Below are 15,838 nucleotides of genomic sequence, written 5' to 3'. Positions count from 1 at the left end.
AGAGCACATGATCGATCTACAACTAACAGAAGAGCCGCTTAATATTTCGGCTTGCATCGAATGGGTCATGTCGCCGACGTGCGGGGGCATTGACGTGTTCATCGGCACAGTGCGCAACGCCACCAAAGGCAAGGCAGTATTGCGACTGGAGTTTGAGGCCTACGGCAAAATGGCCCTGAAGGAAATGCAGAAAATCGCGGAAGAAGCGCAGGCTAAATGGCCTATCGAAAAGATACTGCTGCATCACCGCACAGGCGTGTTGCAGGTGGGCGAAGTGCCGGTGATCATTGCCGTGGCCGCTGCCCATCGGGATGCTGCTTTTGATGCTTGCCGCTATATTATCGACACGCTCAAGCAAACGGTGCCTATCTGGAAAAAAGAGATTTTTGAGGACGGTGAGGTATGGGTGGCTGCCCATCCTTAGCTATACCTGTTGTTCTTTCCAGGCTTTTATGCCGCCTTCAAGGGAGTATACCTGCAGGCCCGGTAGCTGCTTCCGGATATTTTTCACCGCCTCTCCGCTCCGCTTGCCTGAGGCACAGTAGAATACCAGTGGCTTATTTGTCTGCAGCTGTTCTACCTCTTTTCCCAGCCTGTCGAGTGGCACATGCTTTCCGCCGATGTGAAAGGCTTTCCGCTCTTCGTCGCGCCTTACATCCACTAACTCGTAAAGCCCCTTGGCTATACCTTGTTTTAGTTCTGGCACAGAGATAAGCGGCACTTCCTCTGTTTCCGGCAATATATCGATCGTCACATTTGACACTTTCCCGACTTTAATGATGCGGCTTTGCATCGTTAAGGCATCCAGCAAAAGGAGTTTGCCCACCAGCGGCTCGCCGGCACCCGTGACCAGTTTGAGCACCTCGTTTGCCTGCATACAGCCGATCATACCGGCCAGTGTCGGAATGACGCCGCCTTCGGCACAGTTGGGCACCTGCGAAGCATCCACCTCAGGGAAAACATCGCGGTAGTTCGGACTTCTTTTGCCTGCTTCAACCGGTACATTCCACACAGCCACCTGTCCCTCAAATTGGTAAATGGCCCCATACACCAATGGCTTTCCGGCCAGTACACAGGCATCGTTGAGGAGGTATTTCGTATCGAAATTATCCGTCCCGTCGAGCACCACGTCATAGTCCTGCAGGAGCGCCAGCACGTTGGCCGAGGTCACTTTCAGTTCGTGAGGTACCAGTTTTATACCTGGATTCTGGTGCTGCAATTTGTCGCAGGCTACACGGGCTTTATTCTGCCCTACTTCGGCCGGCGTGAAAAGTACCTGCCGGTGCAGGTTTCCCAGCGACACCGTATCGAAGTCGGCGATACCCAGCGTGCCTATACCTGCGGCGGCCAGGTACTGCGCAGCCGGACAACCCAGTCCGCCAGCCCCCACCACCAGCACACGTGCCTGCTGCAGACGCTTCTGGCTGGCCTCCCCGAAACCCGGCAAGGCGATCTGGCAACTGTAGCGTAACAAATCGGAAGCTTGCATTAGTAAGTGGTTTTATCTTGAAGCAACAGCTGTACCTGCTCCAGTTCCTCCGGCGTGTTCACGTTAAGCAGGGCATCCGCATTCGCAGATTCTATCAGATGAATCTCGCAAATGCGCAGCACCTTGCGCGGACAGGTATAGCCCTGCGCCAGAAATGAAAGCAGTACCTGATAACTCTTCGGCTCCCAAATCGCGATCAGTGGTTCCGGAAATCCGTCCTGCGGACTGGCGTATGTGGTGGCATTGGCGGAGGTATTTCTATGCTCCACGAGGTGCTTCAACGTAGCTGGGTCGAGCAGCGGCAAGTCGCACGCCACAACCAGCCAGGCGGCATCCGGGTCTTTGCGGAAAGCTGATAGAATAGCACCGTAAGGTCCCAAGCCGATGAAGGTGTCGGTCAATGTGCTGTAATTGACATCCAGCTCCGCCTGCTGCTCAGTACGACAGGAGATGTATACCTGCTCACACAACTCGCCCAGCAGATCGGCCATGTGATAGCGCTGCTCTTTTCCGTGCCAAGCCATCGCACCTTTGTCCTGGCCCATGCGCAGACTCTTTCCACCGGCCAGCACCAGGCCGTTCAGCTTTGGCTTGGCTTGTAGCATCTGCTCTTGAAAGAAGGAGACAACCTTGCCGGTTTCGCTTAGCTGCAGCACAGGTATAGTCTGCCAGTCAGGTATAGCCTCCTGCAGAAAATCGTATACCTCCTCCATCCCATCGGCCAACAAAAACAGCACGATATTGGTCAGCTGTGGCAGTCTTTTCTGAAGCGACGCTTTTTTGGAAGCATCGATGATCACCACCTGCGCTTTTGCCTGCTCGTGATTGCCGTTCACCAGCACCAGGTCGGTGTCCTGGAACAGTTGCCGGAACTGAAACGCATTCAGCTCACGCTTCATGTCGAACTGGTGGTAATGGATCTGGTCGGTATACTCTGCTACAGCGCCAGAAGCCAAACGTCCAGGCAGCACCGCTTCTTCATCGGTATTGGCGTGGTGTGCGTCCACATAGGCGCATTTGTAGTCGGCCGACAAACCCTTGATCAGATCATCCGCCAGTGCCTTGATCTTGCCGCAGGGTGCGCCCACGATGGCCCATTCGTTGCGCCCGAAGTTGCCGTAAGCCGGACGAGCGATCTTACTGTGTTTGCTATGCTCTTTTGAAGTCACGCTTTCCTCCTGTCTTTTCAATCAGCTTCGTTTCCTTAATTACAATGTCGTGGCTCAGCGCCTTGCACATGTCATACACAGTGAGCGCCGCCACCGAGGCCCCCACCAGCGCCTCCATCTCTATACCTGTTTTGGCGGTGATGCTGGCTGTGCAGTCGATCACCACCTCCTGCTGTTCGTTGAGTTGAATGGTGATGTTGCAATTGTCCATACCGATCGGGTGGCAGAGCGGGATTAGTTCTCCAGTCTTTTTGGCGGCCATGATACCGGCGATGATCGCTGTCTGAAACACTGATCCTTTTTTTGTCTGTATATCATCGGCCGCAAATTTCTCCAGTACCTCCTGCGGCAGCGTCACAATGCTGCGTGCCGTGGCGGTACGATGCGTGGCCTGCTTGCCGCCCACGTCTACCATCGTTGCCTGGCCTTTATCGTTCAAGTGTGAAAAATCAGTCATGGTTTTGGTTTGTAAAAGTTTTATTCCCTCGCTCGCGTCCCGCGAGTGTGAGCGAAGTGTTATCCTACCTCCTTAAACGGCCACACCCGGTATACCTCCCCTTTCTGAAACGCACTCCCTTCCGCTGGCAGCTCTAAAAAAGCATCCGCTTCGACCAGATTCGAGAAATCACCGGAGCCGTTGCCTTCGAGCGGCGTGGCCAGTAATTGACCTTGCTCGCTGATGTTTAGCTTTACTTGCAGAAAATACTGCAGGGGCGGCTGAAAAGAAAAATCAGAGTTCAAAACGGCATACATACCTGCCTGTCTGGCTATACCTAAACAAGCCTGCAACCAGGGCATAAAATAGCGATGCAGGCACATGAAGGTAGAACCCGGGTTACCCGGCAGGGCGAAAACTACAGCACCTCCTGCATGCACCCCAAACCAAAAAGGCTTGCCCGGTCGCTGCTGCACTTTATGAAACAACTTCTCCACGGCCAGCTCTTCCAGCACCTGCGGGACATAGTCGAATTTTCCCATCGAGATGCCGCCGCTCAGTATCAACACATCGTAGCGTTCCAAGCAATCCTGTAGTCGTGCTTTCAGTTGACTTTGATCATCTGCTATATGCAAGAGATCAGCCTGAAGACCGTATTTTTCCAGAGCAGCTTTCACCATGTAACTGTTCGAGCGTCTGATTTGGTAGGGCGAAGGGTTTTGATTCACGTCCACCAGTTCGTCGCCTGTCGAAATCACCACCGTGCGGGGCAGCTTTTTGACAGTAAGCTGCGTTGCCCCCACCGCTGCGGCCATCCCTACCAAAGCAACGTTCACCGTTTGGTTGGCTGTGGCTACTACCTCACCTTGTTTTCGGTCCTTGCCTTGGGTATGGATGCTCTGCCCTTTTTGCAGTGCGTCAATTTTGACCTTCGCTTGACCGTCATGCAGTTCCAGGTCTTCGTAGCGGATGACAGTATCTACTGAAGGAGGTAGCGCCGCGCCAGTCATGATCTCCACGCACTCGTCGGGCGAGGAAATCTCAATTGGACTGTCCCCTGCCGCCTGTGTGCCTTTGATGCGGAAAGTGCGGGTGCCTGTTGCAAAGTCTTCGTAGCGGATGGCAATGCCGTCCATGGCGACCCGGTTGAAGGGTGGCAGGTCGCGGTCGGTGCGCAGGTCCTCCGCCAGCACCCGGCCCAGCGTCTTTTCGAAAGGCAGTTGCTCGGTGCCAAAGTCTCTGACCTGGGCCTGTATGATGGCTTCCGCTTCTTGAACTGAAATCATGTTTGTGGTAGTTTAGATCAGCCTCCAATACTGGCCATGGAAGTATGCAGCGACTGGCTGTTTTTCTCAGCTTCCCAACCATCTTTTTCTTTCAGACTGATGGCTTGGCTAAGTGCAAGCTGCAGTTGTTGCAACGGCATACCACTGCGCATCAGGTCCTTTACATTCAGCACGCTATCGCCGTAGAGACAGGTCTTAAGCTCGCCCTGCGGCGTGAGCCGGATACGGTTGCAGGTACCGCAGAAAGAACGGGTATAAGCGGCAATAATCCCCACGCTGCCCTTGTGCCCCGGTATCTGGTAATTGTAGGAGGTGGAGTGCGGCGGATCGATCGTTTTTGTAATGGCCGGGTACTGCTCTTTGATCTTCTCCAGGATGCGAAAGTGGTCCCAGGCGAGGGAGGTATAGTGACTTTCGCCACCGTTGAAAGGCATCTCTTCGATGAAACGCACACTTACCGGATGGCTTTTGGTGAGTTCTACCAGCGGCAGGATATCCTCGGTGTTTTTTCCTTCCATCACCACGGCATTGATCTTCACTTCGATCCCATGCTGCAGCAAAGCTTCCAGTGTTTCGAGCACGGAAGGTAATACATCGCGACGGGTAATGGCGAAGAATCGGTTCGGGTCGAGGGTGTCAAGACTGAGGTTGACGGAGTGTATACCTATTTTCTTGAGCTCCGGCACAAAAGGGGCCGTGAGCACTCCGTTAGTGGTCAGCGTCAGCTGCTGGAGTCCCTGCAATTGGGAGAGTTTCGACAGGAAAGGCATGAAATCTTTACGCACAAAAGGCTCCCCTCCCGTAATTCGGATCTTCTCAATTCCCATGTGGAGCATCACCTGACTGATGTGGAGCATCTCCTCATAGCTCATCAGCTCGCTCCGCGAAAGCCAGTCCAGCCCCTGTTCCGGCATGCAGTAAAAGCAACGCAGATTGCACCTGTCGGTCACCGCCAGTCTCAAATAGTTGATCTTCCTTCCGTGTCTGTCTACCAACATGCTTAACTGTACTCCTTATTTGCTGCGGATGTTTGGTTATTCTCTCTATCGGGTCAAACCATCCCTGCCCTTTCACAAGGAAGATATTTTATCTCCCTCGCTCGCGTCCCGCGAGTGTGAGCTATCGGGCGGACTCTGGCCGCTTTGGTTTGTACCTACCGGCACACGTGGCGGGACGCCACTGGATAGCTCACACTCGCGGGACGCGAGCGAGGGGATAGATTAACTATATAACCTTCCCACCCTTCAACTCCGGCTGCTCCATGAAAGGCTGGTTGCGGAGGCGTTTGCCGGTGGCTTTGAAGATGGCGTTTGCTACGGCGCCTCCGGTTGGTGGGAGCGCTGGTTCGCCCAAGCCGGTCGGATCGATGCCGTTGTTCACGAAATGCACGTCGATCTCAGGCACTTCTTTGAGGCGGATCAGGCGGTAGTTGTTGAAGTTCTTCTGCTCTACGGCGCCGTCCTTGAAGGAGAGTTTGCTGTACATGGCATGGCCCAGACCGTCCACGATACCGCCGCGCACCTGCTGGTAGGCACCGCTCAGGTTTACCACAATGCCACAGTCAGCAGCAGCGTATACCTTCTCTACTACCGGCACCGATTTCACTAGCTTCACCTCGGCCACCTGTGCTACATATGAGCGGTGTGAGAAGTAAACGCTGAAGCCCTGGTGCACGCCTTTCTTCTTGCCCCAGTTCGATTTCTCAGAAGCCAGTTCGATCACGCCACGCATGCGGTCGATGTCATATTTGATCTCCCCTACAGGCGTTTTTTTCGCTTTATCCAATAGCTCGAGGCGGAACTGCACCGGGTCTTTTTTAGCTGCCTGCGCTACCTCATCGAGGAAAGCCTGCTCGGCGAAAGCCAGGAAGTTGGTGATCGGGGCACGCCACGGACCAGTCGTGATCGGCGATTTATGTTCTACTGAGTCGATCAACAGGTTCTCTACGGCACCGGATGGGAAGTTATCTTCTCGCGTTGGGTTGCCTGAGTTGATGCCCACACCACGCAGCTTGTAGCCGATCATGTTGCCTTTGGCATCCAGGGCCGCCTCAAAACGGTAGCGCACTGCCGGACGATAGGTACCGCCGGACATGTCATCTTCACGGCTCCAGATCACTTTCACCGGTGCTTTGATGATGCTCGAAAGCTCAGCCGCTTCCAGCACATAGTCTGCACTGAGGCGTCGACCGAAACCACCACCCAGGCGTGTCAGCTCCAGCGTGATCTTTTCGGGGGCAATATCAAGTAGCTTCGCCACCATGTCGCGGGCACGTTGTGGCGTTTGGGTCGGGCCAGCCAGCTCTACGCCATCCGGACGCACATGCGCGAAGAAGTTCATCGGCTCCATCGGGCTGTGCGACAGGAACGGACACTGGTACTCGCTCTTGATCACTTTTGCCGCGTTCTTAAAGGCCGCCTCCACGTCACCGTCTTTGCGGCGCACCGTAGCTTCCGGACTATTGAGCAGTTCCTTGAAAAGACGGTCGTGGTCGGCAGAGCTTTCCAAGGCCTCGTCTGGTTCGTATGCAATTTTCAGTTCCTTGCGGGCCTTCATCACCTGCCAGGTCGATTTGCCGACCACAGCCACATTGTTACCAAATGTTACTACGTCTACTATACCTGGCAACGCTTTCGCCTTGGCGGCATCCACCGATTTCAGTTTCATCCCGAAAGCTTCCGGACGCTGGATCACGGCGAAGAGCATGCCCTCTTTGTACACATCCAGGCCATAAAGCGGCTTGCCGGTAATCATCTCGTGGTTGTCGACGTTGCGAACGGCCGTGCCAATCAGTTTGAAGTCTTTGTTGTCCTTCAGCTTCACGTCCGTTGGCACTGGCAATTTGGAGGCTTCGATGGCCAGTTCACCATAGCTCAGTTTACGATCGCTGGTAGCGTGTACTACCATGCCGTTTTCTGTGCTGAGGGAGTTAGCCGATACGTTCCAGCGTTTGGCGGCCGCTTCCATCAACATCTGGCGGGCTGTAGCACCAGCTTTGCGCAGGCGTTCCCAGGAGTGCGGTACGGCACCACTGCCACCTGTTACCTGGCGCTCAAATTTGTTTGTATCCAGGGGAGCCTGCACCACTTTCACTTTGGTCCAGTCGGCATCCAGCTCCTCTGCCACGATCATCGGGAAAGAGGTCTTGATGTTCTGCCCCAGTTCCGGGTTCGGCGACAAAATAGTAATGATGTTTTCCGGGGAAATAGAGAGGTAGCTGTTGAAGTCGATGGCAGCTGCCGGCAGGTTCGATCCGTCGATCAGGCCCAGGCCCGAAGCAATAGAGCTGGTCGAGTTGAAACCCAAGACAAGACCGCCGCCCGCCACGGCGAACAGCTTCATGAAATTGCGTCTGCTTTCCTGTGTTAGTTCTGACATGGCTTATTTGAGTTTAGTGGCGGCTAATGCAACAGCTTCACGAATGCGGTGGTAGGTACCGCAACGGCAGATATTGCCGTTCATGGCATTGTCGATCTCCTCGGCAGTAGGCTTCTGGTTCTTATTCAGAAGTGCCGTAGCCGTCATGATCTGCCCGGCCTGGCAGTAGCCGCACTGGGCCACATCCACTTCGTCCCAGGCCAGCTGCACCGGATGGTCGCCGGCCTCAGACAAGCCTTCAATCGTGGTGATCTTAGCGCTGGCAGCGGCAGAAACAGGGTACACGCAGGAGCGCATGGCGTTGCCGTTGACATGCACGGTGCAGGCGCCGCATTGTGCAATGCCGCAGCCATACTTGGTGCCTACCAGTCCCAGGTTGTCGCGCAGCACCCAAAGCAACGGGGTGTCCGGCTCTACATCGACCTCATAGCTTCGGCCATTGATTTGCAGTTTGTATGTCGCCATCTTTCTAATCTGAAATTTTGAACTCTAAGTTAGGAAAATATATGGAGCGGGAAATAAGCAGTCCCGCTTAAAGTCTGGTTAATCCGGCAAATCTGTCTGAAGCAGTGCCGCATAGTCTGCTGCCGTGTCAATATCGATAGCACCTGCTTCAAAACGCAGCGATCTGACCGCTATAGGATGTTTCAGAATGATTTTCTTAGCGCCCTCCTGCCCTTCCAGCGCCAGTAATTCGGGGAAGTAAAACTTATCAAAAAGCACCGGTGTACCCAGTGTTCCCTGGTAGGCGCAGGCGATAATGCCGCTCCGACCGTCCTGTTTTGCCTGCAGCAGTTGCTTCAGCACAGCAGCATCCACAAAAGGCTGATCACAAACCATAAAGGTCACGTCGTCCAGCGTGGGCTTTAATTTCAAAAGTTCCTGTAGCCCGGTTCGGATAGAAGAAGCCATTCCCTCCTGCCAGTCGGGGTTCTGCACCGTTGTAACAGGCAGGTTGGCAAGTTCAGGTATAAGCTTTTCCGCTTGCGCCCCCAGCACCACTACCACAGGCGAAAAACCAGCTTCCGTAGCCACCTGCGCAGCACGTTGCAAAAGGCTTTTGCCCTGGTAATACAGCAGTTGCTTTGGCTGTCCTAACCGGGTGGAAGCGCCAGCCGCCAGTATGACCAGTCCGCTTACAGAAAACATCCGGATACGCTTGTCTGTTTGCCCAGTTCCAGGTTTTCATCACCGCGATCGTGGATAGCACCCGGTTTATCGCGCAGGAAGCCACCTGACTTGTTCGCCAGTACCGCCTTGATCTCAGCCAGGATGGAAAGAGCGATTTCCTCGGAAGTTTCAGCACCGATCTCCAGTCCGGTCGGACCGTATACCCGCTGTAGCATTTCCTCGCTTATCTCCATCCCTTCGTCCTGCAATTCTGCCAGCATGCGCTCCAGTTTCTTTTTCGGCCCCAGTGAACCGATGTAAGGTATAGCCAGTGGCAAAAGCTGCCGCAGCATGGCAAGATCATAGTTATAATTGTGCGTCATCAGCACAAAAACTGTTTGTTCATCGGGTTTAAGCTGCGTCAGCACCTGCTCCGGTTTGGCCACAAGCACCTGTTGTGCAGCCGGAAAACGACTTGTCTTGGCATAGGTCGCCCGACCATCTACGACGGTCACCTGCCAGCCCAGTATCGCGGCCATGTTTACCACAGGTATAGCGTCATTGCCGGCCCCCACCACCACCAGCGACACAGCCGGTTGTAATAATTCCACGAAGCCTGTCAAAGTGCCTTCATCGGTCATATAGGTTTTCGTGAAGGACTCACGCTGCGCCAGCACCTGTTGCGCATCGCGCAGGAGGGCTTCCTGCAGCATGGCATCAGTGCATGTACCGGCCAAAGCTCCTCTCTCAGGTATAAACAGGCAGGTACCCGGCTGCAAACTTGTGCGGTTCTCGAGCGAGAAAAGCGTCACGATTACCGCCGACTGCCGATTGTTCAGAAAAGCCTGAAAGAAAGTGATTGGATTTGCAGGATCATTTGGATTAATGGGCTCAATTAGGATCTGGATGATTCCGTTACAGCCCAGACCCACGCCCAGTTGCGCATCATCTTCATCGGTGGTATCATAGGTCACCAGCATGGATTTCTGCTCGTGCATCACCAGACGGGCCTTACGCAGCGCATCTCCCTCCAGACAGCCGCCGCTGATCGCGCCGGTCAGCTGTCCGTCTTCGGTCACCAGCATACGGGCACCGGGTCTCCGGTACGAAGAGCCCTGCACCTGCACCACCGTCGCCAGTGCCGCCTGCTTCCCCTCCTGCCGCGCCAGTTCATACGCCCCTACGATATCCTGCAGTTCTTTCATGTGATGGTAATTGCTCTTGAAGATGACAAGTTACGAAATTTAAGACTTTTGGGGAGGGGTTTGGTTTAATGTGGGCAGATTCCCTCGCTCGCGTCCCGCGAGTGTAAGCTATCCCGTGGCGTCCCGCCACCTGTGCCTAGTGGCACAAAAATAGCGGCCAGAGTCCGCCAGATAGCTCACACTCGCGGGACGCGAGCGAGAGGGAGGCAAAATATATACCTACATCTCCATCACTTTCAAAGGGCTATCCGCACATGCGCTACTATAAACATAAGCTTGCGGCTCATTCACAATCCCTGCCCTTACCGGATTCATATGAATGTATTCTTCTTTCTGCTCCATTATCTTGGGTGTATCCAGCAACGTAGGATGGCTCGAATACTGCCAGAAATGATTTCCTACATACTGTTTATTAACCTTTGCAAAGTGCCTAAACAGGTATAGCAACCACTCCCTTCTACTCTCCTGAACGTTATTCTCAATGGCAGCGATGATCTTCTTCGCTGTAAAGCTTTTAAATCTCCCCAGTAATTCTGTCAACTCTTTATCGCGTCTTCTCACAATCAGATGCAGGTGGTTGGTCATGATAACGTAGGCAAAAACCTCAAGCCCCTCCTTCTGTTGGCAGTACCTTAAGTTATCAATCACAATATCTTTGTATTCATTGCGTGTGAAGACATCCAGCCAACCCACAACAGACATCGTGACAAAGTAGAGTTCATCAGGATGTGCTTTGCGGTACTCGCTCATGGTTTGAGGTTCTATTTTAATTATATATGGGCTTCAAATACCCTATAAATTACGCCAGAGGCGTATGGATAGCTCACACTCGCGGGACGCGAGCGAGGGGGCATGTAGACACGAGCGAGGACGCTCGCGCCATAAACACCCATACCCCAAGGCCCCGCCGGCCAGGCGAAAAACTATAACAACTTATCCATTGTAATCGGCAACTCCCGTACCCGCTTCCCCGTCGCATGAAATATCGCGTTGGCGATAGCCGGAGCAACCCCCACTACCCCTATCTCACCAAGCCCTTTCACACCCAGCGGATTCACGACTTCATCCTTCTCCTCCACAAAGATCACCTCCATTTCCTGCACGTCGGCATTCACGGGTACATGGTATTTATCGAGGTCGTGGTTGATGAAACGGCCGAGGTTATTGTCCATGACCGTGTGCTCGTGCAGGGCAACGCCCATGCCCCAGACCATGCCGCCGAGTATCTGGCTGCGGGCGGTTTTGGGGTTCACGATGCGGCCACCGGCTACAGCTGTTACCAGCCGGGTAACTTTAACGGTACCCAGGTCTTCGTCTACTTTCACTTCGGCAAACACAGCGGAGTGCGCGTAACGGGCGTATTCCTTCGATTCATCTGATGGCTTGGTAGACACCTCTCCTTCCAGGCTGCCGTTGTCGCTTTGCTCCAACAGGTCCTGCAACTGCACACTTTTTGAGGCATCTCGCTTCAGGCTGATCTTACCTTCTGAGAAATCCACCTCTTCCAGCTTTGCTTCAGCGAGTGGCGAATCCGGCTGCTGTTGGGCCAACTTTAAAAGTTTTTCCTGTACCTGTTCGCAGGCTTTTTTCACGGCGGACCCTACTGTAGCAACGGTCTTCGAGCCACCTTCTAAAGGCGCTTTCGGCAGATCGGAATCGCCCAGCTTGAACGTCACATCCTCCAACGGTAGCCCCAGTGCCTCGGCGGCTATCTGGGTCATCACGGTGTAAGTACCGGTGCCAATGTCGGCGGTGGCGCTGCTGACGGTGAGCTTGCCTTCTTTACTGAGCACGGCCTTGGCGCTGGCCTCGGCCTGGTTCGCCTCCCAGGCACCCTGGGCAAATCCCCAGCCGATCAGCTGGTGACCTTCTTTCATGGAACGCGGCTCCATTCTGCGCTTAGCCCAGCCAAATTTATCGGCTCCCTGTCGGTAGCATTCCCGCAGCTCCTTGCTCGAAAATGGCTTGTCTTCGTTCTGATCTTTTTCAGAGTAATTTTTCTTCCGGAACTCCAGCGGATCTATACCTGCCTTGTAGGCCAGTTCGTCGATGGCGCACTCCAATGCGTAAATGCCGGTTGTGCCGCCGGGCGCCCGCATATCGAGTGGGGTATACACATCCAGCGCCACCAGTTTGTGCGTCAGCTTGGTATTGTCGCATGGGTACAGTACACCTGGCCAGAGCACGACGTCTTCGCTGTAGTCTTCGAACTTGGAGGTCTCGCCGTATACCTCCTGCTGCAGCGCCTGCAACTTGCCGCCGGTATCTGCGCCCAGTTTAAAGCGTTGCAGGGTTTTGGGGCGGTGACCGAAGGAGAACATCTGCTGACGCGTCATTACGACCCGCACAGAGCGTTGCAGTTCACGGGCTGCCAGCACGGCCAGGAAGAGCTGGTACTGCGGGCGCAAACCCGAACCAAAGGCTCCCCCGACAAATGGCGAGATCACCCGCACCTCGTCCTTAGACATACCAAAGGCGCTGGCAATGTACTGCTGACTGTTCTGCACACCCTGTATCTTGTCGTAGACTGTCAGTTTTCCATCACCTTCCCACACGGCGGTGCTGGCGTGCATCTCCATCGGGTTATGGTGCTCAGCCGGATGGGTATAGGTTTCTTCGATGCGGGCACTTGCCTCAGCTAAAGCTTGGTCTACATCACCCCGAGGCTTGGGCGGCTCCGTGGCTTTGTACTCTTTCGGTTCGTAGGCTTGCTCCAGATTCGATTCAAAATCGGTGTCGTGTTCTGCTTCCTCGTATTCCACCTCCACCAGCATGGCCGCATACCTGGCCAGCTCAAAAGTCTCGGCTACGACCAGCGCAATGGGCTGCATGCTGAACTGCACCTCGCTGTCATAAAGAGGACGAAAAGGTGAGCCTGGAGGCGCATCATCGTCTTTGTAGTTTTTGTCCAGCCACATGTAGCCGGGACGGTTTTCGTGCGTGAATACCTGCAGTACCCCGTCCAGTGCCAGGGCTTTGCTGGTATCGATGCGTTTGATCTTTCCTTTAGCGATGCCGCTGCTCACGACCACACCATAAGCCAGTTTCTCAGCATCAAACTCTGCCGCATATTTTGCTTCGCCGGTTACTTTGGCTTTGCCGTCAACCCGGTTTCTTTCTTTTCCTATCTGATCTGTTTTCATGCTGCACCCTCCTTGTTAAAAGCCTGCTCCAGCGCCCGCACAATGGCCCGCTTCGCCAGCTCTATTTTAAAATCGTTATCCCCATACCCTTTCGCGCCTTCCAGGTAAGCTTCTGCTACTTTCTGAAAATTCTCACGCGTTGCCTGCTGTCCCTGTAGCATAGCTTCGGCCGCTGGTTTTCGCCAAGGCTTGTGCGCCACCCCACCCAGGGCAATGCGGGCTTCTTTGATGGTGTCGCCGTCCATGTCCAGGGCAGCGGCCACTGATATAATGGCAAAGGCATAGGAGGCGCGGTCACGGAGCTTGAGGTAGGTATAGTGCTCTGCAAAACCTTTGGCTGGTAAGTCGATGGAGGTGATAATCTCGTCCTCCTGCAGGTTGGTGTCGATGTGTGGGGTATCGCCGGGAAGGCGGTGGAAATCGGCAATAGGTATAACCCGATCGCCGTTTGGCCCGGTTACGTTGATGCTTGCCTCCAGCGCAGCCAGGGCCACACACATATCGGACGGATGGGTAGCGATGCAATGCTCGCTCGTGCCCAGTATGGCCAGGTCGCGGTTATAGCCTTTGATGGCGGAGCAGCCAGAGCCGGGTTCACGCTTGTTGCAGGGCGTTTGGGTATCGTAAAAGTAATAGCAGCGGGTGCGTTGCAGCAGGTTGCCACCATCGGTGGCCATGTTGCGCAGCTGTCCGGTGGCGCCTGCCAGTATCGCGTGCGAGAGCAGCGGGTAGCGCTTCTCCACCTGCTCGTGGTAGGCGGTGTCGTTGTTCGTCACCAGCGCACCCAGCCGCAGGCCGCCGTCTGCGGTTTCTTCAATGGTCTTGAGGGCAATGCGGGTGATGTCGACCAGATGCTGCGGGGCCATCACGTCGATCTTCATCAGGTCGAGCAGGTTAGTACCCCCCGCTACAAATTTCGCCTTCTCATGTCTGGTGATTTCCTGCACGGCGCTGTTCACGTCCGTGGCCCGGGTATAGGTGAAGGGTCTCATTTTGCCTCGCTCCTTTCCAGTGCTTCCTGCACCACTTTCACGATGTTCACATAGGCACCACAACGGCACACATTTCCACTCATCAGGTCCCGGATATCAGCCAGTGTTTTAGCCTTGCCCTCGTTCACCAGCCCGATCACCGAACAGATCTGCCCCGGTGTGCAATAGCCACACTGGAAGGCGTCGTGGTCGATAAAAGCCTGCTGCACCGGGTGCAGTTCGCCGTCTTTGGCCAGTCCCTCGATGGTGGTGATTTCTTTGTCTTCCTGCATCATCGCCAGGGTCAGGCAGGAGTTGATGCGCTTGCCGTCGATGAGCACGGTGCAGGCGCCGCACTGGCCGTGGTCGCAGCCTTTTTTGGTGCCGGTCAGGTGCAGGTGCTCCCGCAGGGCATCGAGCAGGGAGGTCCAGGGGGCCAGCTCCAGGCGCTGCTCTTTGCCGTTGATGCGGAGCGTGACGGATTGCAGCGGTGGTAATGGGGGATTTTCTTTTTCCATAGCAGAAGGAGATTAAATGACCAGCCGACTGTTTTACAAAAGAATTTTTGCCAGTCAGATGAGCGAAAATGAACAGCTTAGCTTTACGCTCCTTTCCTCCTTATGTTGGCTCTAAATGGCGCAGGACAACTATCTGCTATTTCTGGTAGTATGTATAGGCATGGATGAACCCGAAGAAACGCTGGAAGAAGCCGGCACTGTATTGCCTGACCCCAAGACGCTTGTTCCGACTACCCTCAGCAAAGCGAATGTTTTGTTTATAGGTCCTGTGGATGAAGGCTATTTTAAACCGGTGCCGGATCTTAAAAATGATCCGCCCCGCTGGGAACCCGGTTTGTACAGCCTGGCAGCTGGCAAATGGCCATCGCCTAACCTGACCGCCGACCTGCTGGACCTCAGCCCATACAACGGACAAGCCATTATGGTCATCGCCTCTGACTGGAACCAGGAGGTGATCAGCGAAGCGCGGATTATTGGCATGCTCGACAAAGTTTCCTGCGATGTGCTGCAGAAGTTTGCCTACGAGCACATGCAGGAAAAAGAGCAGGAAATAGCCTCCTACATCTCAGGTATAAGCAATTAAATTAAACGTATTTGCTCTCGCTGGGAACGGCGACTAGAGCACAAGCAAGGTGTTGGTCCCGCCAAACTCATTGGGAGCCTCCCCATCGGCATCCGGATCGTTACGCCAGTCGGTACCGTTTACCAGGTATTTGAATTCGTGCTGTGTATGACGCGGGAGCGTCTGCACACACTCAAATACACCACCCTTTTTCTTGCTCATTTTGATCGGTGTGTTCCAGTCGTTATTCAGGCCGAGGATCTCCACTCTGTCCGCATTTTCGATGCTGATCGTGAATTTAACTTTACACTGGTCTTTTGTTTTCAGGTATGTTTTCTGAATCATCCTTCTTTTGTTTTTTTCTGTGACGTATGGTTGCTAAAGCGAATCAGTGCCGGAAGGGGTTGCATTTTCCTGCCAACACTATCATGTACTCTTTCCCGGCAAGATTTGTTAATGTTTTGAGTTCCTACCAGGTAATCCCCCTGTTCAGGTATAGCTCCTCCTGCCCTAACACAGATCATTTTGGTACAGCGCTTGACCGGGTGCTCAGCATAACCTGCTAAGCTGT

At 54.2% G+C, this 15,838-nt stretch carries 16 protein-coding genes; 2 read left to right on the top strand and 14 right to left on the bottom strand.

Going from position 1 to position 15,838, the window contains the following annotated elements; genetic code table 11:
- Positions 1-7 precede the first annotated feature (7 nt).
- The gene (locus BW972_RS06590; RefSeq protein ID WP_076421568.1) at positions 8-424 is read left to right on the top strand and encodes a molybdenum cofactor biosynthesis protein MoaE; all 417 of its coding nucleotides are present in this window, start codon (positions 8-10) and stop codon (positions 422-424) included.
- Here BW972_RS06590 and moeB read toward each other — a convergent pair whose 3' ends face one another.
- From moeB to BW972_RS06525, 13 genes are all read right to left on the bottom strand, one after another.
- Positions 425-1,489 (bottom strand): HesA/MoeB/ThiF family protein, encoded by a 1,065-nt coding sequence (moeB, locus tag BW972_RS06585; protein WP_076421567.1) that lies wholly within the window; start codon positions 1,487-1,489, stop codon positions 425-427.
- A complete protein-coding gene (locus tag BW972_RS19635; protein WP_234986313.1) occupies positions 1,489-2,679 on the bottom strand; it encodes an NTP transferase domain-containing protein in 1,191 nt (396 codons plus the stop codon). Before BW972_RS19635 ends, moeB begins: the two co-directional genes overlap by 1 nt.
- Complete coding sequence (gene moaC / locus BW972_RS06575; protein WP_076421566.1) at positions 2,639-3,115, bottom strand: cyclic pyranopterin monophosphate synthase MoaC; 477 nt, start codon at positions 3,113-3,115, stop codon at positions 2,639-2,641. Before moaC ends, BW972_RS19635 begins: the two co-directional genes overlap by 41 nt.
- Before the next feature lie 59 nt (positions 3,116-3,174).
- Positions 3,175-4,380: a molybdopterin molybdotransferase MoeA gene (locus BW972_RS06570; protein ID WP_076421565.1), complete on the bottom strand. Its 1,206-nt coding sequence runs from the start codon at positions 4,378-4,380 to the stop codon at positions 3,175-3,177.
- 17 nt (positions 4,381-4,397) lie between these two features.
- Entirely contained in the window at positions 4,398-5,378 is a 981-nt protein-coding gene (moaA, locus tag BW972_RS06565; RefSeq protein WP_076421564.1) for a GTP 3',8-cyclase MoaA, read from the bottom strand.
- Between the two features lie 226 nt (positions 5,379-5,604).
- A complete protein-coding gene (locus tag BW972_RS06560; RefSeq protein ID WP_076421563.1) occupies positions 5,605-7,758 on the bottom strand; it encodes a xanthine dehydrogenase family protein molybdopterin-binding subunit in 2,154 nt (717 codons plus the stop codon).
- Positions 7,759-7,761: 3 nt separating this feature from the next.
- The gene (locus tag BW972_RS06555) at positions 7,762-8,223 is read right to left on the bottom strand and encodes a (2Fe-2S)-binding protein (protein WP_076421562.1); all 462 of its coding nucleotides are present in this window, start codon (positions 8,221-8,223) and stop codon (positions 7,762-7,764) included.
- 78 nt (positions 8,224-8,301) lie between these two features.
- Positions 8,302-8,907 (bottom strand): nucleotidyltransferase family protein, encoded by a 606-nt coding sequence (locus BW972_RS06550; protein WP_076421561.1) that lies wholly within the window; start codon positions 8,905-8,907, stop codon positions 8,302-8,304.
- The gene (locus tag BW972_RS06545) at positions 8,895-10,073 is read right to left on the bottom strand and encodes an XdhC family protein (protein ID WP_076421560.1); all 1,179 of its coding nucleotides are present in this window, start codon (positions 10,071-10,073) and stop codon (positions 8,895-8,897) included. Before BW972_RS06545 ends, BW972_RS06550 begins: the two co-directional genes overlap by 13 nt.
- Before the next feature lie 219 nt (positions 10,074-10,292).
- Positions 10,293-10,823: an REP-associated tyrosine transposase gene (locus BW972_RS06540; RefSeq protein ID WP_076421559.1), complete on the bottom strand. Its 531-nt coding sequence runs from the start codon at positions 10,821-10,823 to the stop codon at positions 10,293-10,295.
- A gap of 173 nt (positions 10,824-10,996) precedes the next feature.
- Complete coding sequence (locus tag BW972_RS06535) at positions 10,997-13,216, bottom strand: xanthine dehydrogenase family protein molybdopterin-binding subunit (protein WP_076421558.1); 2,220 nt, start codon at positions 13,214-13,216, stop codon at positions 10,997-10,999.
- A complete protein-coding gene (locus tag BW972_RS06530; protein WP_076421557.1) occupies positions 13,213-14,208 on the bottom strand; it encodes an FAD binding domain-containing protein in 996 nt (331 codons plus the stop codon). Before BW972_RS06530 ends, BW972_RS06535 begins: the two co-directional genes overlap by 4 nt.
- On the bottom strand, positions 14,205-14,705 hold the full coding sequence (locus BW972_RS06525; RefSeq protein WP_076421556.1) for a (2Fe-2S)-binding protein: 501 nt from the start codon (positions 14,703-14,705) through the stop codon (positions 14,205-14,207). The genes BW972_RS06530 and BW972_RS06525 overlap by 4 nt, the downstream gene beginning before the upstream one ends.
- A gap of 160 nt (positions 14,706-14,865) precedes the next feature.
- Here BW972_RS06525 and BW972_RS06520 point away from each other — a divergent pair, with 160 nt between their 5' ends.
- Complete coding sequence (locus BW972_RS06520; RefSeq protein WP_143731945.1) at positions 14,866-15,288, top strand: hypothetical protein; 423 nt, start codon at positions 14,866-14,868, stop codon at positions 15,286-15,288.
- A gap of 33 nt (positions 15,289-15,321) precedes the next feature.
- Here the strand turns inward: BW972_RS06520 and BW972_RS06515 are convergent, their stop codons facing one another.
- On the bottom strand, positions 15,322-15,612 hold the full coding sequence (locus tag BW972_RS06515) for an isoamylase early set domain-containing protein (protein WP_007657293.1): 291 nt from the start codon (positions 15,610-15,612) through the stop codon (positions 15,322-15,324).
- Positions 15,613-15,838 lie beyond the last annotated feature (226 nt).

The organism is Pontibacter lucknowensis, from assembly GCF_900156415.1.
GTDB lineage: Bacteria > Bacteroidota > Bacteroidia > Cytophagales > Hymenobacteraceae > Pontibacter > Pontibacter lucknowensis.
The sequence above is the reverse complement of the archived record's forward strand: the minus strand, read 5'-3'. Positions and strand labels throughout refer to the sequence as shown.